This window comes from Enterobacter cloacae complex sp. 397G4, assembly GCF_050031515.1.
GTDB classification, from domain to species: domain Bacteria; phylum Pseudomonadota; class Gammaproteobacteria; order Enterobacterales; family Enterobacteriaceae; genus Enterobacter; species Enterobacter hormaechei_C.
The window spans coordinates 4,497,089-4,519,374 of the sequence record NZ_JBLGWE010000001.1 but is presented as its reverse complement, the minus strand read 5'-3'; the positions used below and the strand labels follow the sequence as shown (position 1 = coordinate 4,519,374).

The 22,286-nt window shown below is 56.6% G+C and carries 20 protein-coding genes; 11 read left to right on the top strand and 9 right to left on the bottom strand.

Annotation, left to right across the window (positions count from 1 at the left end; translation table 11 throughout):
- Nucleotides 1–9: 9 nt before the first annotated feature.
- From feoA to greB, 3 genes are all read right to left on the bottom strand, one after another.
- Nucleotides 10–237 carry a ferrous iron transporter A gene (gene feoA, locus ACQG1Y_RS21855; protein WP_015571441.1) on the bottom strand — a complete coding sequence of 76 codons (228 nt, stop codon included), beginning with the start codon at nt 235–237 and terminating at the stop codon, nt 10–12.
- Nucleotides 238–556: 319 nt separating this feature from the next.
- The gene (locus ACQG1Y_RS21850) at nt 557–2,887 is read right to left on the bottom strand and encodes a Tex family protein (protein ID WP_015571440.1); all 2,331 of its coding nucleotides are present in this window, start codon (nt 2,885–2,887) and stop codon (nt 557–559) included.
- An 87-nt stretch (nt 2,888–2,974) separates the two neighbouring features.
- The gene (greB, locus tag ACQG1Y_RS21845; RefSeq protein ID WP_017384149.1) at nt 2,975–3,448 is read right to left on the bottom strand and encodes a transcription elongation factor GreB; all 474 of its coding nucleotides are present in this window, start codon (nt 3,446–3,448) and stop codon (nt 2,975–2,977) included.
- Between the two features lie 228 nt (nt 3,449–3,676).
- Here greB and ompR point away from each other — a divergent pair, with 228 nt between their 5' ends.
- Both ompR and envZ read left to right on the top strand, forming a co-directional pair.
- A complete protein-coding gene (gene ompR / locus ACQG1Y_RS21840) occupies nt 3,677–4,396 on the top strand; it encodes a two-component system response regulator OmpR (protein WP_001157751.1) in 720 nt (239 codons plus the stop codon).
- Nucleotides 4,393–5,739 carry a two-component system sensor histidine kinase EnvZ gene (gene envZ / locus ACQG1Y_RS21835; RefSeq protein ID WP_003861615.1) on the top strand — a complete coding sequence of 449 codons (1,347 nt, stop codon included), beginning with the start codon at nt 4,393–4,395 and terminating at the stop codon, nt 5,737–5,739. The genes ompR and envZ overlap by 4 nt, the downstream gene beginning before the upstream one ends.
- A 94-nt stretch (nt 5,740–5,833) precedes the next feature.
- Here the strand turns inward: envZ and pckA are convergent, their stop codons facing one another.
- The 5 genes from pckA to ACQG1Y_RS21810 form a co-directional block, all read right to left on the bottom strand.
- A complete protein-coding gene (gene pckA, locus ACQG1Y_RS21830; RefSeq protein WP_017693860.1) occupies nt 5,834–7,450 on the bottom strand; it encodes a phosphoenolpyruvate carboxykinase (ATP) in 1,617 nt (538 codons plus the stop codon).
- 335 nt (nt 7,451–7,785) lie between these two features.
- Complete coding sequence (gene hslO, locus ACQG1Y_RS21825) at nt 7,786–8,664, bottom strand: Hsp33 family molecular chaperone HslO (RefSeq protein WP_023304550.1); 879 nt, start codon at nt 8,662–8,664, stop codon at nt 7,786–7,788.
- A gap of 24 nt (nt 8,665–8,688) precedes the next feature.
- Complete coding sequence (hslR, locus tag ACQG1Y_RS21820) at nt 8,689–9,090, bottom strand: ribosome-associated heat shock protein Hsp15 (protein ID WP_003861618.1); 402 nt, start codon at nt 9,088–9,090, stop codon at nt 8,689–8,691.
- On the bottom strand, nt 9,087–9,770 hold the full coding sequence (gene yrfG, locus ACQG1Y_RS21815) for a GMP/IMP nucleotidase (RefSeq protein ID WP_426737054.1): 684 nt from the start codon (nt 9,768–9,770) through the stop codon (nt 9,087–9,089). The genes hslR and yrfG overlap by 4 nt, the downstream gene beginning before the upstream one ends.
- Before the next feature lie 64 nt (nt 9,771–9,834).
- Nucleotides 9,835–11,973, bottom strand: coding sequence for an intracellular growth attenuator family protein (locus tag ACQG1Y_RS21810; protein WP_017384151.1), 2,139 nt, complete (start codon nt 11,971–11,973; stop codon nt 9,835–9,837).
- Between the two features lie 327 nt (nt 11,974–12,300).
- Here ACQG1Y_RS21810 and nudE point away from each other — a divergent pair, with 327 nt between their 5' ends.
- The gene (gene nudE / locus ACQG1Y_RS21805) at nt 12,301–12,861 is read left to right on the top strand and encodes an ADP compounds hydrolase NudE (protein WP_003861622.1); all 561 of its coding nucleotides are present in this window, start codon (nt 12,301–12,303) and stop codon (nt 12,859–12,861) included.
- Between the two features lie 94 nt (nt 12,862–12,955).
- Here the strand turns inward: nudE and mrcA are convergent, their stop codons facing one another.
- Nucleotides 12,956–15,508 (bottom strand): peptidoglycan glycosyltransferase/peptidoglycan DD-transpeptidase MrcA, encoded by a 2,553-nt coding sequence (gene mrcA / locus ACQG1Y_RS21800; RefSeq protein ID WP_017693864.1) that lies wholly within the window; start codon nt 15,506–15,508, stop codon nt 12,956–12,958.
- A 120-nt stretch (nt 15,509–15,628) separates the two neighbouring features.
- Between mrcA and pilM the strand changes: the two genes are divergently transcribed.
- The 8 genes from pilM to damX all read left to right on the top strand — a co-directional run bounded on the left by pilM (nt 15,629) and on the right by damX (nt 22,244).
- The gene (pilM, locus tag ACQG1Y_RS21795; protein WP_368740932.1) at nt 15,629–16,402 is read left to right on the top strand and encodes a pilus assembly protein PilM; all 774 of its coding nucleotides are present in this window, start codon (nt 15,629–15,631) and stop codon (nt 16,400–16,402) included.
- Entirely contained in the window at nt 16,402–16,893 is a 492-nt protein-coding gene (locus ACQG1Y_RS21790) for a PilN domain-containing protein (protein WP_045910896.1), read from the top strand. Before pilM ends, ACQG1Y_RS21790 begins: the two co-directional genes overlap by 1 nt.
- 3 nt (nt 16,894–16,896) lie before the next feature.
- On the top strand, nt 16,897–17,349 hold the full coding sequence (locus tag ACQG1Y_RS21785) for a hypothetical protein (RefSeq protein WP_017693866.1): 453 nt from the start codon (nt 16,897–16,899) through the stop codon (nt 17,347–17,349).
- A complete protein-coding gene (locus ACQG1Y_RS21780; protein ID WP_015571434.1) occupies nt 17,339–17,743 on the top strand; it encodes a HofP DNA utilization family protein in 405 nt (134 codons plus the stop codon). Before ACQG1Y_RS21785 ends, ACQG1Y_RS21780 begins: the two co-directional genes overlap by 11 nt.
- Nucleotides 17,655–18,893 (top strand): DNA uptake porin HofQ, encoded by a 1,239-nt coding sequence (gene hofQ / locus ACQG1Y_RS21775; RefSeq protein ID WP_032104286.1) that lies wholly within the window; start codon nt 17,655–17,657, stop codon nt 18,891–18,893. Before ACQG1Y_RS21780 ends, hofQ begins: the two co-directional genes overlap by 89 nt.
- Nucleotides 18,894–19,179: 286 nt before the next feature.
- On the top strand, nt 19,180–19,701 hold the full coding sequence (aroK, locus tag ACQG1Y_RS21770; RefSeq protein WP_003861630.1) for a shikimate kinase AroK: 522 nt from the start codon (nt 19,180–19,182) through the stop codon (nt 19,699–19,701).
- 57 nt (nt 19,702–19,758) lie between these two features.
- Nucleotides 19,759–20,847 (top strand): 3-dehydroquinate synthase, encoded by a 1,089-nt coding sequence (aroB, locus tag ACQG1Y_RS21765; protein ID WP_003861631.1) that lies wholly within the window; start codon nt 19,759–19,761, stop codon nt 20,845–20,847.
- Between the two features lie 92 nt (nt 20,848–20,939).
- Nucleotides 20,940–22,244, top strand: coding sequence for a cell division protein DamX (damX, locus tag ACQG1Y_RS21760; protein ID WP_332999496.1), 1,305 nt, complete (start codon nt 20,940–20,942; stop codon nt 22,242–22,244).
- Nucleotides 22,245–22,286 lie beyond the last annotated feature (42 nt).

Below are 22,286 nucleotides of genomic sequence, written 5' to 3'. Positions count from 1 at the left end.
GCTGGCTTGTTAACGGGATAAAGATTCAATTTCAATTAATGCGAGATCTTTTTTACGCAGAACCAGATTAACGCGTCGGGTTTCGATATGAACTGGATCGCCCAACGGCGCAACGCGCACAACCTGGAATGATGAGCCGGGTAGCATGCCCAGTGACAGGAGCTTCTGCCGATAGGCCGGGCTTATCTCACGGGTAAAACCGATAATTTTCCACGCACTGTCTGGAGTGAATTGCATAGCGCCTGATTCCACGATAGGTTAAATAATCTACACTGCGATGATAATGAGAATAGTTTTTATCAGCAATAATAAAAATGTGACGGGATGTTGTTAATCGTATTAATTTGCGGTCTGCTTGACCTTGCTCAATATTTTCGAAATTGAGGTGAAAATAAAAAGAGGGCTATTTGTTAATGAGGTGATAATTCGTGGTTTAAATATGGATACAACATATTTATTTTAATTCCCTGCGGCCTGCTTGCCGGGCGGCACTGCGTTTGCCCGGCCTACAAAACCGTAGGCCCGGTAAGCGTCGCGCCACCGGGCATTTACAGCATTAGCGTTTCTTACCCATCGCCGCTGCCAGCGCATCCATCATCGCGCTGTTGCCCGCTGGCTGTGCGTCACGTCCGCGTGGCTTCGCGGCTTTCGCTGCCGGACGCTGCTGTTCACGGCCACCGCCATTACCGCCACGGCGCGCGTTAGTGTCGCCCGGCTGCTCGTCCAGACGCATGGTCAGGGCAATACGCTTGCGCTGGAGATCCACTTCCAGCACTTTCACCTTCACGATGTCGCCCGCTTTGACCACGGTGTGCGGATCTTCAACGAACTTGTCGGCGAGGGAAGAGATATGCACCAGACCATCCTGATGCACGCCGATATCCACAAACGCGCCAAAGTTGGTGACGTTGGTTACCGCCCCCTCCAGCACCATGCCCGGCAGCAGGTCGTTCATGGTTTCTACGCCCTCAGCAAAGGTCGCGGTTTTAAACTCAGGGCGCGGATCGCGGCCCGGTTTTTCCAGCTCTTTGATGATGTCGGTGACCGTCGGCACGCCGAACTGTTCGTCGGTGAAATCCACCGCTTTCAGGTTACGCAGCGCGCTGCTGTCGCCCATCAAGTCTTTCAGCGCCTGCCGGGTGGCGGCCAGGATACGCTCGACAACCGGATAGGCTTCCGGGTGAACGGTAGAAGCATCCAGCGGGTTATCGCCGTGGTTGATGCGCAGGAAGCCCGCGCACTGCTCAAATGCTTTCGGCCCCAGACGGCTCACCTTCAGCAGCTGCTGGCGGTTCTGGAACTGACCGTTTTCATCACGCCAGGCGACGATATTCTGCGCCATCATACGGGTCAGGCCCGCCACGCGGGTCAGCAGGGGCACGGAAGCGGTGTTCAGGTCCACGCCGACGGCGTTAACACAGTCTTCCACTACCGCATCCAGCTTACGCGCCAGCTGCGTCTGGCTCACGTCGTGCTGATACTGGCCCACGCCGATGGATTTCGGGTCAATCTTCACCAGCTCCGCCAGCGGATCCTGCAAACGACGGGCGATAGAGACCGCGCCGCGCAGGGAAACGTCCAGATCCGGGAACTCCTGCGCTGCCAGTTCCGAGGCGGAATAGACAGATGCCCCCGCTTCACTGACGATCACTTTCTGCGCCGTCACTTTCGGGAACTGCTTCTGCACGTCGAGATAGAAACGTTCAGTTTCTCGGGACGCCGTACCGTTACCGATGGCAACCAGCTCAACGTTGTACTTCTCGCACAGCGCGGCGACGACGACAGCCGCTTTCGCTGCCTGACCGGTGTGCGGGTAAATGGTGTCGGTGGCAACCAGCTTGCCGGTGCCGTCAACCACGGCCACCTTCACGCCGGTACGCAGACCCGGATCGAGACCCATGGTGGCGCGCAGGCCAGCTGGCGCCGCCATCAGCAGGTCGTGCAGGTTACGGGCGAAGACGTTGATCGCTTCGTCTTCGGCGCGCTCGCGCACGGTGCCCATCAGCTCGGTTTCGAGGTGCATCAGCACCTTGATGCGCCAGGTCCAGCTCACCACGCCTTTGCGCCAGCTGTCCGCCGGGGCGTTGTTCAGGCGCAGGCCCAGATGGTCGATAATGATCTGCTCGCAGTGGCTCTCTTTTGGCGGCTCGTCAAACTGTGGATCGGCATTCAGGGAGAGTTGCAGCACGCCTTCGTTACGGCCGCGGAACATCGCCAGCGCGCGGTGAGACGGCGCGGTAGAAATGGGTTCGTGGTGATCGAAGTAGTCGCGGAATTTCGCGCCTTCTTCCTCTTTGCCGGACACCACGGTGGAGACGATATGCGCGTTCTTCCACAGGTAATCACGCACTTTGGCCAGCAGCGCCGCGTCTTCGGCGAAGCGCTCCATCAGAATATAGCGCGCGCCGTCCAGCGCGGCTTTGGTGTCCGCTACGCCTTTATCGGCGTCGATAAATTTGGCGGCTTCGGTTTCCGGATCGTGAGACGGCTCGTTCCACAGCAGATCGGCCAGTGGCTCAAGGCCGGCTTCGATCGCAATCTGCCCGCGCGTGCGGCGCTTCGGTTTGTACGGCAGATAGAGGTCTTCGAGCTCGGTTTTACTCAGGGTACCGTTAATGGCTTTTTCCAGGTCACTGGTCAGCTTGCCCTGCTCGCCGATAGATTTGAGGATCGCCTGACGTCGGTCTTCCAGCTCGCGCAGATAGCCCAGACGGGTCTCCAGGTTTCGCAGCTGCGTGTCATCCAGACCGCCGGTGACTTCCTTACGATAACGTGCAATAAACGGCACGGTGTTCCCTTCATCAAGCAGGCGAACGGCAGCTTCTACCTGTTCGGCTCTGGCCTGAAGTTCACCCGCAATAATGCGGCAGAGCGACTCTTTCATCATGGTCAGTTCATCTTGTGGATCGAAAATCAGGGGGATAGTTATACGGGCTGACACCAAAAAATGCCAGCCGGGGAGGGCGCTCTCGGACTATTTAACATACTCGATTTCGTTGACGTACCAGCTTGCTTCACCCGCAGGCGTCTGGACAACGGCTAAATCGCCTACCTCTTTTTTCAGCAGGGCGCGGGCCATGGGTGAGTCGATAGAAATGTAATCCTTACGACCGAAAATTTCATCGTAGCCGACGATACGAAAACGCAGGGTGTCGCCGCTGTCGTTTTCAATTTCGACCCACGCGCCGAAGAAGACTTTACCTTCCTGCTGCGGGGAGTAATCGACAATTTTGAGATTCTCGAGGCACTTCGTCAGGTAGCGTACCCGGCGATCGATTTCGCGCAGCCGCTTTTTATTGTACTGGTAGTCCGCATTCTCGCTGCGGTCGCCCAGGCTTGCTGCCCAGGTGACTTTTTTGGTCACTTCCGGACGCTCTTCGCGCCACAGGTAATCCATCTCTTTTTTGAGTTTCTCGTACCCTTCACGGGTGATCAGAGGCGTTTTCATGGTGCAGCCTTTAATGCCGGTTAACTGTCTTTGCGCACAATACGTAGCGCACAGTGTAACAGACAAGATTAATAATGATTTATGTGATGAAATGAACAGATAAGCTGCTGTTAAATATGCTTTGTAACAATTTCGTCTAGAATTTATACCAGAATTTGCTGGTCGAACCCGTGCACTTTTTTAGAATACGCTGTTCCAGGCTTATCCGAACCTTTGGGAGTACACACAATGCAAGAGAACTACAAAATTCTGGTCGTAGATGACGACATGCGCCTGCGTGCGCTGCTGGAACGTTATCTGACCGAGCAGGGCTTCCAGGTTCGTAGCGTCGCGAACGCGGAACAGATGGATCGTCTGCTGACGCGTGAATCTTTCCATCTGATGGTGTTGGACCTGATGCTGCCTGGCGAAGACGGGCTCTCTATTTGCCGCCGTCTGCGCAGCCAGAGCAACCCGATGCCGATCATCATGGTGACGGCGAAGGGTGAAGAAGTTGACCGCATTGTCGGCCTTGAGATTGGCGCTGATGACTACATTCCAAAGCCGTTTAACCCGCGTGAACTGCTGGCGCGTATTCGCGCCGTGCTGCGTCGTCAGGCGAACGAGCTGCCGGGCGCGCCATCTCAGGAAGAGGCCGTCATTGCATTCGGTAAGTTCAAGCTGAACCTCGGCACCCGTGAAATGTTCCGTGAAGATGAGCCAATGCCGCTCACCAGCGGCGAGTTCGCGGTGCTGAAAGCGCTGGTCAGTCACCCGCGTGAGCCGCTCTCCCGTGACAAGCTGATGAACCTGGCGCGTGGTCGTGAATACTCCGCGATGGAGCGTTCTATCGACGTGCAGATCTCTCGTCTGCGCCGTATGGTGGAAGAAGATCCGGCGCATCCTCGTTATATTCAGACCGTGTGGGGTCTGGGCTACGTGTTTGTTCCGGACGGCTCTAAAGCATGAGGCGAATGCGCTTCTCGCCGCGAAGTTCGTTTGCCCGCACGCTGTTATTGATCGTCACCCTGCTGTTTGTCAGTCTGGTGACGACCTACCTGGTGGTGCTGAACTTTGCAATCCTGCCGAGCCTTCAGCAGTTTAATAAGGTGCTGGCATACGAAGTGCGTATGCTGATGACCGACAAACTGCAACTGGAGGACGGCACGCAGTTGGTTGTTCCCCCGGCGTTCCGTCGGGAAATCTACCGTGAGCTGGGCATTTCTCTCTACTCGAACGAAGCGGCGGAAGATGCCGGCCTGCGCTGGGCGCAGCACTATGAATTCCTTAGCCAGCAGATGGCGCAGCAGCTTGGCGGCCCGACGGAAGTGCGCGTTGAGGTCAATAAAAGCTCGCCGGTTGTCTGGCTGAAAACCTGGCTGTCACCCAACATCTGGGTGCGCGTTCCGCTCACCGAGATTCATCAGGGCGACTTCTCGCCGCTGTTCCGATACACCCTGGCGATCATGCTGCTGGCCATCGGTGGCGCATGGCTGTTTATTCGTATCCAGAACCGACCGCTGGTCGACCTGGAGCATGCGGCATTGCAGGTCGGTAAAGGTATTATCCCACCGCCGCTGCGTGAGTATGGCGCATCGGAAGTGCGCTCGGTAACGCGTGCGTTTAACCACATGGCGGCAGGCGTTAAACAGCTGGCGGACGACCGTACGCTGCTGATGGCGGGGGTCAGCCATGACCTTCGCACCCCGCTGACGCGTATCCGGCTGGCAACAGAGATGATGGGCGAGCAGGATGGTTATCTTGCAGAGTCCATCAACAAGGATATCGAAGAGTGTAACGCCATCATCGAGCAGTTTATCGACTACCTGCGCACCGGGCAGGAGATGCCGATGGAGATGGCGGATCTGAACGCAGTTCTGGGCGAAGTGGTTGCTGCCGAAAGCGGCTACGAACGTGAAATTGCGACCGACCTTCAGGCAGGCGAGATTCAGGTACGTATGCACCCGCTCTCCATTAAACGCGCGGTGGCGAATATGGTGGTCAACGCGGCGCGCTACGGCAACGGCTGGATCAAAGTCAGCAGCGGTACGGAACTCAACCGCGCCTGGTTCCAGGTGGAAGACGATGGCCCGGGCATCAAGCCTGAGCAGCGTAAGCACCTGTTCCAGCCGTTCGTGCGCGGCGACAGCGCGCGCAGCACCAGCGGAACCGGCTTAGGCCTGGCGATTGTGCAGCGTATTGTTGATAACCATAACGGACTGCTGGAAATTGGCACCAGCGAGCGGGGCGGTTTGAGCATTCGTGCGTGGTTACCGGTGCCGGTTTTACGGGGGCAGGTGAAAGAGAGTTAAAAAAGGGGGGGGGCCTGATGCCCTCACCCCGGCCCTCTCCCATGGGGAGAGGGAGAAAACATTAAAAAAGGCAACTTTCGTTGCCTTTTTGCTTTTACCTTGGTCCCGCACTCACCAGCGCAGCACCGGCCGGTGTGTCGGTATACTTCTCGAAGTTTTCGATAAACAGTTTCGCCAGCGATTCAGCCTTCTCACGCCACTGTTCCGGTGAACCGTAGGTGTTACGCGGATCCAGGATACGCGTATCCACGCCCGGCAGCTCTGTTGGGATCGCCAGATCGAACATCGGCAGCGTAAAGGTCTCGGCGTTATCCAGCGAACCATCCAGAATCGCGTCGATGATGGCGCGTGTATCTTTGATGGAGATACGTTTGCCCGTACCGTTCCAGCCGGTGTTCACCAGGTACGCCTGGGCGCCGGATGCCTGCATGCGTTTCACCAGCACTTCCGCGTACTGCGTTGGGTGCAGCGACAGGAACGCCGCGCCGAAGCAGGCGGAGAAGGTTGGGGTTGGCTCGGTCACACCGCGCTCGGTACCCGCCAGTTTAGCGGTAAAGCCGGAGAGGAAATGGTACTGCGTCTGGCTGGCGGTCAGGCGGGAAACCGGTGGCAGCACGCCGAACGCATCTGCGGTCAGGAAAATCACCTTCGTGGCATGACCCGCCTTCGATACCGGCTTGACGATGTTCTCGATGTGGTAGATCGGGTAAGAGACGCGGGTGTTTTCCGTTTTCGAGGCATCGTCGAAGTCGATAGAACCATCGGCACGCACGGTGACGTTTTCCAGCAGCGCATCGCGGCGAATCGCGTGGTAGATATCCGGCTCTGCCTCTTCCGACAGGCGAATGGTCTTCGCGTAGCAGCCGCCTTCAAAGTTAAACACGCCGTCATCATCCCAGCCGTGTTCATCGTCGCCAATCAGACGACGTTTTGGATCGGTGGACAGCGTTGTTTTACCGGTGCCGGAAAGGCCGAAGAACACTGCTACATCGCCTTTTTCCCCGACGTTCGCCGAGCAGTGCATGGAGGCGATACCGCGCAGCGGCAGCAGGTAGTTCATGACTGAGAACATCCCTTTCTTCATTTCGCCGCCGTACCAGGTACCGCCGATCAGCTGGATACGCTCGGTCAGGTTGAAGGCGATGAAGTTTTCGGAGTTCAGACCCTGCTCTTTCCACTGCGGGTTGGTGCATTTCGCGCCGTTCATCACGATAAAGTCAGGGGTGAAGTCTTGCAGTTCTTCATCGGTCGGACGAATGAACATGTTCTTCACGAAATGCGCCTGCCAGGCCACTTCAGTAATGAACCGTACGGAGAGACGGGTGTCGGCGTTAGCGCCGCAGAACGCATCAATAATAAACAGACGCTTGCCGGAAAGCTGATGGGTGACAAGTCCTTTCAGATGCTGCCAGGTTTCCGGGGAGAGCGGTTTGTTATCGTTCTTCCCTTTGCCCTTATCAGCCCACCACAGCGTATCGCGGGTGGTGTCGTCTCGGACGATATACTTATCTTTAGGCGAACGACCGGTAAAAATACCCGTATCGACGGCGATAGCACCCAGGTTCGTCAACACACCGCGCTCGTATCCTTCCAGTGCCGGATTGAGCTCTTCCTGATACAGCGTATCGTAATCGGGGTTGTAGACCACTTCCTGGACGTCGTGAATACCATAAGCCTTGAGATCTTGCGGGGTTAAACCATTAACACGCATATCACTGCTCCTTAGCCAATATGTACTGCCTGAAATTGTAGGGTTTTTCTGGGGATGTTAACCGCGACGGGGCTCATAGATTTACGTATCTGGTCAAAACCCTTACTAACGGAAAACGCTGCGACTCCAGTCACAGGGCGGGCAGATTATCGCAGGAATCGCTTTTTGGATGGGGAAAATGTTCTTAAAAGGTTAATCTCTGGTGAATTTATCCAGAAGAATGTGAATGTAATCGCATACATGTAAGAAAATTACGTAAGGGTTACATTGGGAAAACGATTCAGCTTGGGTGGGGTTTTTTACCCCCCACCCCAAAGGGGTGAGGGGAAAGAGGTTTAGTGAACCTGCGGGTCCGCTGGAGAGGCGTTATTGCGGATCTCCGCGATATCCATGGAATTGAACACGTAGTGCGTACCGCAGTAATCACAGTGCATATCGATCTCACCGTCTTCCGCCATGATGCTGTCGATCTCTTCATCCGGCAGCGTTTTCAGGGCGCCAGCACAACGCTCGCGAGAGCAGGTGCACTTAAATTCCACATCCTGCGGATCGTAAACCGTCACTTCTTCTTCGTGGTACAGACGCCACAGCACGTCGGTCGCCGACAGGGTGAACAACTCTTCCGCTTTGATGGTTTCCGTCAACGTTGCCAGATGCTCGAAATCATTGGTCTGCGCATCCTGCGCAGGCAGAACCTGAAGCAGCATACCACCGGCAGCAGGCTGACCATCCACTTCACCGGTGCGGATGAACAGGCGGGTTGGCAGCTGTTCGGAACGCATGAAGTAATCTTCCAGGCAGGCGGCAAGCGTGTCGCCTTCCAGACCGACAACGCCCTGATAGCGCTCACCCTCTTCAGGCGAGATCGTGATAACCAGGTAGCCATTTCCGACCAGCGTTTTCAGATCCGCATTTTCAGGGATATCGCCCTGAACGCGCGCCACGCCGCGCATCTGCTGCTGGTTATTGCCGTTGATCACCGCCAGCGACATCGGGCCATCACCCTGCAACTGAACGGTAATATCGCCAGCGAACTTCAGCGTGGCGGTCAGCAGGCTGGTGGCAACCAGCAGTTCGCCCAACAGGGTTTTCACCGGCAGCGGGTAGTTGTGGTTTTCCAGAATCTGTTTCCAGGTTTCGGATACGGTGACCAGCTCGCCGCGCACGGCGAATTGTTCAAACAGATAGCGGTGTAATTGGTCGTGTTGGGCCATTTTCATCTCTCGTGCAGGTGAGGGTTACTCGCTCTCACCGTGTTTAAATTTCATCAGATCGCGGCGCTCTTTTTTATCCGGTCGCCGGTCCGGGTGAGGCATGGTCAGCGCATTCATCTTGCGCGCCAGCGCGGTTTTCTCGCGCTTCTCTATGCTTTCGGCCGTCTCTTCATACAGCAAAACGGCTTCGGTTGCGGGCCGCCGCTGCTCGGTAATGGCTTTCACCACCACCGTTTTCTCATCGTTGCCCTGGCGAAGCGTTAGCGTGGCATTCAGTTCAACCAGCTTGCTCGGTTTGCTGCGCTGACCGTTGTAATGCACCTTTCCGCCATCAACCATTTCACGGGCAAGGGCGCGCGTTTTGTAAAAACGGGCGGCCCACAGCCATTTATCCAGTCTTACCCCATCAGAGGGTTTTTCTTTCATGGCGTCTCCTTCACGGTGAGTGAGGGGATCATCCGGCGATAGTCGTTCAGCCCCGGATGTCGCAGATAGCTTTTTTCAGCCAGGCCGGAATCCGGATTGGTCACGCCCAGACAATAGCGAATGCCAAAAGCGGCCGCAGAATCCAGAATCGGCTCGCTGTCGTCAATAAACAGCGTGCGTTCAGGCTGTAAACCGGTCTCTTCCACCACGGCATGCCACAACCGCTGATCCTCTTTCGGATAACCAAATGTGTGGGTGGAAAGCAATAAATCAAGGTGTGAAGCAAGACCGGTATGTTCCAGCTTCACGGCCAGGTTATGGGGATGCGCATTCGTCAGCAAAATGCGGCGCTTACCGCAGGCTTTCAGCGCATCCAGGAACGGGACCGTATCGTCGCGCAGTACAGCGCGTGCGCCCTGGGCGGTGGTCATGGCACAAATATCCAAACCGAGTCGCTCGCTCCAGTAGTCAAGACAGTACCAGTTTAGCGTATGCTGCACCGCGCTATATTGCGAACGAATGAATTCCTGCGCTTCCGCCGGGGAGATCCCCTGCTGTTCACCGTATGTTTCCGGGACCAGCTTTTGGCAGAAATAGTTATCAAAGGCGAGATCAAGCAGCGTGCCGTCCATATCAAGCAGGACGGTATCGACCGCCTGCCAGTCGATATTAAGATGCATAAGGGGGAACTCCAGCCAGAAGAAACGTGCGCGACAGGGTAGCACAACTTGTCGCGCAGGGACGTTATCCGATCAGGCTCTCGGAAGAGGAGATCAGTTTCGGGTTCAGGCAATTTTCGTAGTAGGCCTGGATTTCTGCCAGCCGCGTGCGGGAACGCTGATAGCGGCGTACGGCCTGATAACCGTTCCAGACAATGCACGCCAGCATTGCAATCAGCAGCAGGGATGTCCCTATATAGCGCCACAGGCCAGCGCTATCCGGCATACGGTGCAGGCCAATATGACGCGTGCCGTTGGCGTCGGTAAAGAGGGTGGTGACGATCCCTTCCGCGCTGAATGGCGTCTGCATCAGCATCTGCGCCAGACGCTGGAATTCGCTCCACTGCTCCTGGGCAGGATAGTCATAGAGCGAAACCTGCGGATAAGGTTGATCCACCAGGTCGCTGCCTTCATCGCTGGCAATCACAAAACCGCCGGGCGCCGGGCTGTTAAGCGCCTGGGCGGCACGGGTGGTTTCACGCATCACGAAGGGGGCGGTAGAGGTCGCCACCAGGTTATCCAGCGACTCGGCGCTGACCGGACGCAGAAGCACGTTCACACCGTCCAGGCGTCCCGCTTCGGCGCGTTTCACCAGCGCGTCCCAGTCTTTGCTGTTGCCGAGGTTGACCAGCGCGTTCTTGAGCCGGATACAGTCATCCTGGGCGGAACAGAGATCCTCTGTTTTCAGGACGATTTCGCCAAAGTCATCCAGCAGTACCATGCCCGACTTCTGAATAGCCGAACGCAGGGCAGGGCTGACGCGAGAATCATCATCCGGTTTTGGATGGAGCTGGCGATTAATCGTCTGGGTGAGCGCAGTGGCCTTGTTGACCACATCTGATTCCGGCAGCGGCAGCGGAGAGGCGTCATTCCAGATGATCTGAGAGCAGTCGAACGGCGCGAACGGCGAGTTCTGGCGCGTGTTCCAGGCGCCCGGCGTGTGGATATTACACATCCCGGTGCCTTTGAGGCGCAACGTATCTCCCACGCGTACACCCGCTTCTTCGAGCTGCTGTACGCTGGTGGCTTCCACAGTTTGCGCCCCTTTGATCCACGACAGGGTAAATTTAATCGGCATATCCAGCGGCACGAAGAGCAGCAGCATGACGAAGATTAACGCGGCGCCACCGGCAATCACCGCGCTGCGGAGCCAGTGCTGAAGCGGGAAGTTTTTTACTTCGTCGTGCAGGGATAAGTAGCGCCCCTGGCGTACAACGTGGCGGTCGAGATAGATATCAATATCCGTTTTGTGGCCAAGGTCCTGCGCTATCCACGGCTGCCAGTGGCGCGGATAGATAAGATCGATGATCCCGAGCGAGATATTGTTGATATGTTCCTGATCGTTCTCACCGAACAGTCCCCAGCGTTTTGGGGTTCCGCGCAGGCAGTGAATTTCGCGTAATGACGTTTTTGCCGGCGGGGCAAATATGCCCCACAGCCCGGCGGCCAGAAGCAGTACTGCGCCACCCGCGAGCCACGGAACAAACACGTCCGGCGTCAGCAGGCAGATGAAAAAGAGCAGGAACGAGGCGACAATCAGCACCGCTTCGCGAATGCCATCCGGGCGGCTCAGGACGTACTCTTCATGCGTCTCCTGGCGGATGTTCAGTAGTTCAATCTGCTCTGTCTCTTCACCGCGAATAGAGGCCTGCGTTCCGCTTGCGCGTTCCAGCGCAAAGCGTGGCGCTTCCTGAACATATTCGCTCAGAGTATGACCATTCAGGGAGATAACCAGCGGCAGCGTATCGGTATGGATGAGCTCGACGCTGTTTTCGTCGTTGATATATTGCTCCCAGAAGGGAGGCAGGTGCACTTCAACAGAGTCGAGATAGTAACGCCACTTGTTGGGATCGTCGGTTGTAATGCCGTAGCGGGTAATGGAGCGCGTTACGCACAGAACGGTGTCACTTTGGGCGTTCAGGTTGAGCGATACGGGGGCGGCGCTGGCACCGGTAGGGCCAGGCGAAAGCCGGGATCGGTTCAGCGTGTCGAGATACTGCTCAACGGTGCTGCGTTCCTCTGGCGAAAGCTTGCGCGTGTTTGCCCCGGCAAACGCGTTCAAAAAGGGCAGCCGATAACGGCGATGTACGCGGCGCCTGAATACCCACACCGCAATCGACGCGCAGGCCAGCACAGCAGCGAGAAAAATCAAAATGGTGCTCATGCTTTCCCCATCTTACTTATCTTCTTACAGGTGTTGTCAGTCGCACCTTTTGTACAATGAATGAGATTCTGTGGTCGGCTATCGGCAAGTATGGAGTCTAACTTGAGCATGTTGACGCGCATCCCAGTGACCGGTAATGATAACAAAGCCTGTTCCGGCGCGATATCAGCAAATTCCTGGAAACATTTCAACCTCTTGACATTTGTTTTGAAATGAGAATCGCCTACAGTTACGTTGCATAAATGTAAATAAAGAGCAATTGACATTGCCGAAACCGTGCGGCGTATCGCACAATAAAGCCAGTTCACCCAGCAAAGACCCGTCAAGATGACCAAACCCTTACAAAAGCCCACCATTCTGAATGTTGAAACCGTCGCGAAATCGCGTCTGTTTAATGTCGAAAGCGTGGATCTGGAGTTCAGCAACGGTGTGCGTCGTGTTTATGAGCGTATGCGCCCCTCCTCGCGTGAAGCGGTGATGATTGTGCCCATCGTCGACGAGCACCTGATCCTCATTCGTGAATACGCCGTTGGCACAGAATCCTACGAGCTGGGTTTCTCCAAAGGACTGATCGATCCGGGCGAAACGGTGTTTGAAGCGGCAAACCGGGAGCTGAAAGAAGAGGTCGGTTTTGGCGCGAAAGAGCTGACGTTCCTGAAAAAGCTGAGCATGGCGCCGTCCTATTTCTCCAGCAAAATGAACATCGTTGTCGCGGAAGATCTCTATCCTGAATCGCTGGAAGGAGACGAGCCGGAACCGCTGCCGCAGGTTCGCTGGCCGCTGGCTCATCTGATGGATTTGCTGGAAGATCCTGACTTTAACGAGGCGCGCAACGTGAGCGCACTGTTCCTGGTGCGGGAATGGCTGAAGGGGCAGGGGCGTTTGTAGCGCCACCATTAAAAACGGCAACCGAAGGTTGCCGTTTTGCATTGACGCTGTAGGCCGGGTCAGGCGAAGTCGCCACCCGGCTTTTTTGTTGGCGTCAGAACAGCTCGTGCGTTTCGCCGTTATCAATCAATTCCGTACCCACCTCATGCACTGCCTGCGTGGTTGGCTGAGTGCCCTCGATGAAATACTCGGCACGGCTGTTACCGCCATTCGCGAGCTGTCCGGTACTGCGGTCGATATTCACCGTCACCACGCCCGGTGGAGGCGTTAGCGGCTGCTCTGGTACGCCCTCGAGAACGGCCTTCATGTATGCATCCCAGGCAGGTTGCGCACTCTTCGCGCCGCCTTCGTAACCGGAAATCTGATCTTTAATCGCGCCAGAGGCGGTCGTGCGCCCCAGATCGCGGCGGTGATCGTCAAAACCAATCCAGACGGAGGTGACAACCCCCGGGCCATAACCTGAGAACCAGGCATCTTTTGAACTGTTGGTTGTCCCGGTTTTGCCGCCGATGTCGTGGCGCTGCAAATCGCGGCCCGCTCGCCAGCCGGTGCCTTGCCAGCCCGGTTCACCAAAGATGTTGGTGTTCAGTGCGCTCTTAATCAGGAACGACAGCGGCGTGCTGATCACGTGCGGGGCATACTCCTGCGCGCCACTCTGGGCGACCAGCGCCTGATTGGCCTGTTCCAGCTGGGGCTGCGGCACCGCCAGATTCTGACGTTCCTGAGAGATCGCCACATCTTCCATATCCTTGTTTTCCAGGACATTGGATTTTGGCGTGTCGCCGTAAATCACCGGAATATCGCATTCAGGGCAGGCAATTTTCGGTTTCGCTTCAAACAGTACGCCGCCCTGATCGTTCTCTATTTTGCTGATGAAATACGGATCGACCAGGAAGCCGCCGTTCGCCATCACCGAGTAGCCACGCGCAACCTGGAGCGGCGTAAAGGACGCGGAGCCGAGCGCCAGAGATTCAGTATGAACGATGTTTTGCGCCGGGAAGCCAAAGCGTTGCAGATACTCTGCCGCATAATCCACGCCCATCGCACGCATCGCGCGAACCATGACCACGTTCTTCGACTGGCCAAGGCCCTGGCGCAGACGGATAGGGCCAGCGTATTGCGCCGGAGAGTTCTTCGGCTGCCAGTCAGAGCCCGCACCGGCATCCCAGCGGGAAATTGGCACGTCGTTGAGAATGCTGGCGAGAGTCAGCCCCTTATCCATCGCCGCGGTATACAGGAACGGTTTGATGTTCGAACCAACCTGACGCAGCGCCTGGGTCGCGCGGTTAAATTTGCTCTGGTTGAAATCGAACCCGCCAACCAGCGCCATCACGGCGCCGTTCTGCGGATTGATGGAGACCAGCGCAGAGTTTACGTCCGGCACCTGCGCCAGCCACCAGGCATCACCGACCTGACGCACCCAGATTTGTTGTCCGGTTTGTACGACATCGGTCACTTTACGTGGCGTAGGCCCCTGAAGGGTGTCAGAACGGTATGGACGCGCCCAGCGGACACCCTCCATGCGCAGCGAAACGGATGTGCCATCGGCCATCATCGCCACTGCTTCCTGTGGATCGGCCTGGGTGACGACCGCCGGACGCAGCGGGCCATAGGTCGGCAGTGCTTTCAGGGAATCCGTGATTTTTTTACTGTCCCATGCGCCTTCACCCACTTTCCACAGCACGTTGGACGGGCCGCGATAGCCATGACGCATATCGTAATCCATCACGTTATTACGCACCGCCTGCTGGGCAGCCTGCTGCACCTTGCGGGTCACGGTGGTATAGACGCGATAACCATCTTCATACGCTTTATCACCGTAGCGACTCACCATCTCCTGGCGAACCATTTCAGTGAGATACGGTGCAGAGAAAGCAATTTCCGGCGCATGGTAATTGGCGTCAATAACGTCGCTGCGCGCCTTATCGTACTCAGACTGGCTGATATAGCCTTCGCTCAACATACGCGACAGCACCACGTTACGGCGCGCGGTGGCGCGGTCCAGCGAGTAGAGCGGGTTAAACGTGGATGGCGCTTTTGGCAGGCCGGCAATGGTCGCCATTTCGCTCAGCGTGAGCTGATCGATCGGCTTACCAAAATAGACCTGAGCCGCAGCCCCTACGCCATAGGCGCGGTAGCCCAGATAGATCTTGTTGAGGTAAAGCTCAAGGATCTCGTCTTTGCTCAGCAGTTGCTCAATGCGGATCGCGAGGAACACCTCTTTGATCTTACGCATCAGCGTCTTTTCCGGGCTGAGGAAGAAGTTACGCGCCAGCTGCTGGGTAATGGTACTTGCCCCCTGAGAGGCATGACCGGAGAACAGCGCCACGCTTGCCGCACGGAAAATACCGACCGGATCGACACCGTGGTGCTCGTAAAAACGGCTGTCCTCGGTGGCGATAAAAGCCTTCACCATCACGGGTGGAATTTGATTTAAGGTCAGAGGGATACGACGTTTCTCGCCGTATTGCGCCATCAGTTCACCATCGGCGCTATAGACCTGCATAGGGATCTGAAGCCGCACATCACGAAGCGTGGCGACATCAGGGAGTTGCGGCTCGACATATTTGTACAAACCAATAATCGAGCCTGCTCCCAGCAGAATGCAACAGACTGCAAGGATCAATAAATACTTTACGAACTTCACCGGAGATTTCCCATTTGGTTTAGCCTGGGCAGTTTCTAAACAATCGCGCGGTAGTATAAAGGCAAGCCTGATTCATTGATATAGCCGTCACTCCGACGGGCGATAAGGAGATCGTGAAGCATGGCTTTTAAAACGTGGCAAACAGGCGTTCATATTCAACAGGATAAGGTGGTTGCGGTAGCGCTGACCAGAGAGCGGGCCGGATGGCGTTTACGGCGCTGGTGGGCGGTGCCGCTGCCGGACGGCGTTATCGGGGAAGGCAAAATACTTAAGCCAGAACAGCTGGTTAACGCATTACGTGGCTGGCGGAAAACATTGCCGCACTCGCATCGGGTTTTTCTCTCATTTCCGGCAACGCGCGTTCTGCAACGCGCGTTGCCCCGTCCATCCGTTACCTTGCGTGACAGCGAACAGCTCACCTGGGTAGGCGCCGCATTAGCGCGTGAGCTGGAGATGCCCGCCGATACGCTCTGTTTTGACTACACGCAGGATACGTTCAGCAACACTTTTCAGGTTACCGCAGCGCAAAACAGAGAGGTCGATACCCTGTTGACGCTGGCGAACGCGCTGCGTTTGCGTCTGGCAGCAATCGCCCCGGATGCCGGCGCGCTGGCTAATCTTCTCTCTGCTGTTGCCCCCGCCCGGTGCGTCGCCTGGAGAGATCAACACCAGTGGCTATGGGCGATGCGTCACCAGTGGGGGCGGCGCTATACCACAGAAGCGGCGACGGTGAATGAACTGGCGGCGCTGCTTGCGCTTTCTCCTTCTGATATCGCCGTGTTTGATGCTGGCCGCGAACCCTGGGAAGCGGTGACGCTGTGCCAGCCGCCGTTGCCGGAATGCGGTGCTGATTACACCGTCGCCCTGGCGCTGGCCATGAGCGAGGCGCCGTAATGAGCATGCCCAATCTTTTACCCTGGCGTCGGCAGCAACGTAATCAGCGTCTGCGTTTCTGGGGGCTGCTGTTTGCTGGCTCATGGCTGGTGATGCTGGCGGGGAGTATCAGCCTGCGGGCGACGCAGACTCTCGCGTTACAGGCGTTGCAGAGCGAACTGGCCGGGACACGTGCGGTACAGAAAGTATTGAGAGCCCGTCAGCCGCAGTCAGCGGGGCAGAAAACCCCTTCGCTGCCGTCTGATCCGGCCTGGCAACCTGCGCTGGAGTCCCTTGCCAGCGCAATGCCCCGGCAGGCGTGGCTAACGGCGCTGCGTTATCAGCCACCCTCGCTGACCCTGACCGGCTATACCACCTCACTGCCAGCGCTCACCGCCATGACCGATGCCCTGAAAAGGGTGACGGGATTTAACCCCGGACCGGCAGGCGAAATGCAACAGGATAGCCAGGGGCGATGGATGTTCTCTTTTCAACTGCATAGCCGGAGGTAGCCCGTGGGTATCTGGTATCAACGCTGGACTGATGCACGTCCTTCCCGGCGCGTCCTTTGCTGGTTGATCGCATCGGGGCTTGTTGCGTGGGCAATTTGGGGACTGCTGCTCAGGCCCGCAGCTCTGCGCTACACCGATATTCAGGCGCAGGCCATCAGTGCGAAGCGAATCAACGCCTCGCTGTGGCCAGAGGCCGGACGGCGAGCAGTGGTTACGCAAGTGACGCCCTCGCAGCCCTTTTCTCCCCTGGCTTTTCAGCGTGAGGGCGCAAGGCTGGTGTACTGGAAGCCGCAGCAGAGTGGGGGAGAGCTGGCGCTGGATGCCTCCTGGGGCGCGGTCCCGGCGCTCTTTTCCCGGCTGGCGCTTGAGAACGCGCGGGTGAGCGCGTTTTCCATCACCCCACAGGGCAAACAGTTACGCCTCAGCCTGCAACTGGAGATCGGTCATGCGCAGTAAAGCCCGTTTGCTGATCCTGCTTTCTCCGCTTTTCCTGACCGGGATGCGGGATCCCTTCTCTGTGCCGGAAGAGCGTTGCGCAGCCGGGCAGCTCAGCCAGTGGCGGTATCAGGGGATAGTCAGCGGCAGCAGGGATATCGGCCTTATGCAGGACGGGCAGAAGCGTTGGTACCGGGTAAAAACGCAGGTGCGGTTACCGACAGGCTGGCGGGTGAGCGCGATAGATAAACAACAACTGACCGTTGATGTCGGCGACATGTGCGAGCCGAAGCGATGGACATGGCAACGAGAAGGAACGAAAAAAAGTGAAGATAAGGATAGGGCTGTTACTGGCGGCACTCAGCCAGCCCCTGTGGGCCGCGACGCCAAAACCGGTCACCCTGCTGGTGGATGATGTCCCGGTGGTGCAGATATTACAGGCGCTGGTGGCGCAGGAGGATCGCAATCTGGTGGTGTCGCCGGATGTCAGCGGTTCGCTTTCGCTGAATTTAACGCGGGTGCCCTGGAGACAGGCGCTTCAGACGGTCGTGAACAGCGCCGGGCTGGTATTGCGGGAAGAGGGCGGCATTTTTTATGTGCATACGGCGGCCTGGCAACGGGAGCAACAGACGCGTAAAGAGCAGGAGCGGGCCCAGCGTCTGCTTGACGCCCCGCTGCACTCTCACAGCATTCCGTTTGCTTATGCGGATGCAGCCGAATTGCAAAAAGCGGCAGAAAAGCTCTTAAGCCCGAAAGGCAGTCTCTCCGTCGACAAGCGCACCAACCGTTTCCTGGTCAGGGATAACCAGACGGTGGTGGATATGCTCCAGCGCTGGGCTGTGCAGATGGATCTGCCCGTCGAGCAGGTGGAACTGGCGGCGCAGATTGTGACCATCAGTGAAAAAAGCCTGCGTGAACTGGGGGTGAAATGGAACCTCGCTGACGCAACGGAGGCCGGTAAGGTGGGTCAGGTCACGACGCTGGGGGCGGACCTGTCGGTGGCCAGTGCAACCACCCACGCAGGGTTTAACATCGGGCGCATCAACGGCAGGATGCTGGATCTTGAGTTGTCGGCGCTTGAGCAAAAGCAGCAGGTGGATATCATCGCCAGCCCGCGGCTGCTGGCATCGCACATGCAGCCGGCCAGCATCAAGCAGGGCAGCGAAATTCCGTATCAGGTTTCCAGCGGCGAGAGCGGGGCGACGTCCGTTGAATTTAAAGAGGCGGTATTAGGCATGGAGGTCACGCCGGTGGTCCTGCCGGGCGGTCGCGTGCGCCTGAAACTGCATATCAGTGAAAATATGCCCGGCCAGGTGCTGCAACAGGCAGACGGCGAAACGCTGGCGATCGATAAGCAGGAGATCGAAACGCAGGTAGAGGTAAAAAGTGGGGAAACGCTCGCGCTGGGCGGGATCTTTTCGCAAAAGAATAAAACCGGACGCGACAGCGTGCCCGTGCTGGGCAACATTCCGTGGCTGGGTCAGCTGTTCCGCCATGACGGAAAAGATAACGAACGGCGCGAGTTAGTGGTGTTTATCACGCCACGTCTGGTCAGTATTCATTAATGGGTAACGATCCCCGCAATGATTTTGCATTCAGTTTGTTGCAGATGTTTGACGTGGGGCATGAATTAGCATACAAGGAGTACCGATTTGAGTTGGACTTACGTCTTATTTCCTTATGCGCCGGGAACGGTGATTTAATCAGTTGCCAAACAAGCCGGAGTATTGAGATAATTTTTCGTCTGACTCTCGCTCTATTGCAAATGAGGTTTCAGTTCATGTCCTGCTACGCCGGGTGTCTGCGCAGCGGGGATTACCATTAACGAATAGTCTTAGTAGTACCGAAAAAATGGCAGAGAAACGCAATATCTTTCTGGTTGGGCCTATGGGTGCCGGCAAAAGCACTATTGGGCGTCAGTTAGCTCAACAACTCAATATGGAATTTTACGATTCTGATCAAGAGATTGAGAAACGAACCGGAGCGGATGTGGGCTGGGTCTTCGACGTAGAAGGCGAAGAAGGTTTCCGTGACCGAGAAGAAAAAGTGATCAACGAACTCACGGAAAAACAGGGCATTGTGCTGGCAACTGGCGGCGGCTCTGTAAAATCTCGCGAAACCCGCAACCGTCTCTCCGCCCGTGGCGTAGTGGTCTATCTTGAGACGACCATCGAAAAACAGCTGGCACGCACGCAGCGTGATAAAAAGCGCCCGTTGTTGCAGGTTGAAACACCGCCACGTGAAGTTCTGGAAGCTTTGGCCGATGAACGCAATCCTCTGTACGAAGAGATTGCTGATGTGACCATTCGTACTGACGATCAAAGCGCTAAAGTGGTTGCAAACCAGATTATTCATATGCTGGAAAGCAACTGATTCTGGCTTTATATACACTCGCCTGCGGGTAAAAGCATTTAAGGTGGATGTCGCGTCATGGAGAGGATTACAGTTACTCTCGGGGAACGTAGTTACCCTATCACCATCGCGGCTGGTTTGTTTAACGACCCAGCTTCCTTCTTACCACTGAAAGCGGGTGATCAGGCGATGCTGGTCACCAACGAGACGCTGGCTCCGCTTTATCTCGACCGTGTACGTCACCTGCTTGAGCAGGCGGGCGTGAAGGTCGACAGTGTGATTCTGCCCGATGGCGAGCAGTACAAAAGCCTGACGGTACTGGATACCGTCTTTACCGCACTTCTGCAAAAACCGCACGGTCGTGATACAACACTGCTTGCCCTGGGCGGCGGCGTTGTGGGCGATCTGACCGGTTTTGCAGCCGCCAGCTATCAGCGCGGCGTGCGCTTTATTCAAATTCCAACCACGTTGCTCTCACAGGTCGATTCTTCTGTGGGCGGTAAAACGGCGGTTAACCATCCGCTCGGCAAAAACATGATTGGCGCGTTCTACCAGCCTGCCTCGGTGGTAGTGGATCTCGACTGTCTGAAAACCTTGCCAGCGCGCGAACTGGCGTCCGGCCTTGCAGAAGTGATCAAATACGGCATTATTCTTGACGGGGAATTCTTCACCTGGCTGGAAGAGAATATGGATGCGCTGCTGCGCCTTGACGGGCAGGCAATGGCCTACTGTATTCGCCGTTGTTGTGAGCTGAAAGCAGAAGTCGTTGCCGCAGATGAGCGTGAAACCGGCTTACGTGCTTTACTGAATCTGGGGCATACGTTTGGTCATGCGATCGAAGCCGAAATGGGCTACGGTAACTGGCTTCACGGTGAAGCTGTCGCTGCCGGAATGGTTATGGCGGCGCGAGCCTCTGAACGTCTGGGGCAGTTCAGGCCGGAAGAGACAGCACGTATCATCGCGTTGCTTAAACGTGCTGGCTTGCCGGTGAGTGGTCCGCAGGAAATGTCTGCGCAGGCGTACCTTCCCCACATGATGCGCGATAAAAAAGTATTGGCAGGTGAGATGCGTCTGGTACTCCCGCTTGCAATAGGGAAAAGTGAAGTGCGCGGCGGAGTGCCGCACGAAGTCGTACTTGGCGCTATTGCTGATTGTCAGCAGGCGTAACAACTAGAAAGGTCAGACCGCTGTAACAGGTGGTCGTTTTAGCTTCAGGTAAATGCAGAGTCGTTGGCAGAAGCCTTTGAGTGGGGTGTTAAATGGATGAATTCAAACCAGAAGACGAGCTGAAACCCGATCCCAGCGATCGTCGTACTGGTCGTTCTCGTCAATCTTCAGAACGTGATAACGAGCCGCAGATCAATTTTGACGATGTCGAACTGGATGCAGACGATCGTCGCCCTTCGCGTAGCCGTAACGCGCGAAATGAGCGAGAAGACGAGGAGTATGAATCCGAAGAAGAGTTAATGGATGAACAGCCTGTTGAACGTCGTCCGCGCAAACGTAAAAAAGCGGTAGCGGCAAAACCGGCCTCCCGTCAGTACATCATGATGGGCCTTGGCGTTCTGGTGCTGGTCTTGCTGATTGTCGGCATTGGGTCCGCGCTAAAAGCACCTTCTACCAATTCTACCGAGCAGACGGCGTCTGCCGAGAAGAGCATCGACCTGTCTGGTAACGATGCGAGCAACCAGGCGAATGGCGCTCAGCCTGCGCCGGGCACCACTTCCGCAGAGCAGACCGCAGGTAACACCAGCGCTGGCCAGGATATCTCTCTGCCGCCTGTCTCTGCGACCCCGACTCAGGGCCAGGCGCCTGCGACGCCTGAAGGCCAGCAGCGTGTTGAAGTTCAGGGCGATCTGAATAACGCGCTGATGCAGCCGCAGAATCAGGAGCAGGTTAACGCTGCCGTGGTGAACTCCACGCTGCCAACTGAACCAGCCACCGTTGCGCCAGTTCATGGCAGCAATGCCCAGCAGCAAACGGCGACAACGGAAACCAAACCGCGCCAGACGCAGACTGCGCCACGCCAGGAGCGTAAGCAGGCTGTGATTGAGCCGAAGCGTGAGACGAAACCGCAAACCGTGGCAAAAGCGCCAGAAACGAAAGCGCCAGCGCAGACAAAACCTGCGGTGAGCCAGCCGGTTAAAGCGCCAACGCCTGCGGCAACCACTGCACCGAAAGCAACGGCGACCACAGCCGCGCCTGCTGCAACAACACCTTCTGCAACAACACCTGCGGCTCCCGCAGCCAAAACGGGCGCTGCATCAGGTAAAACGACGGGCAACGTGGGTTCTTTGCAGTCGGCCTCTTCCAGCAATTACACCCTTCAGCTGAGCAGTTCGTCTAACTATGACAACCTCAACGCCTGGGCGAAGAAATCGAATCTGAAAAACTACGTGGTTTATCAGACGACCCGTAACGGTCAACCGTGGTATGTGCTGGTGAGTGGTATTTATGCTTCCAAAGATGAAGCAAAACGTGCCGTTTCCACGCTGCCAGCCGACGTGCAGGCGAAAAACCCGTGGGCGAAGCCGATTCATCAGGTGCAGGCCGATCTGAAGTAATGTTTAAAGCGCAGGATGCTGTCGGAGCTTTCTCCACAGCCG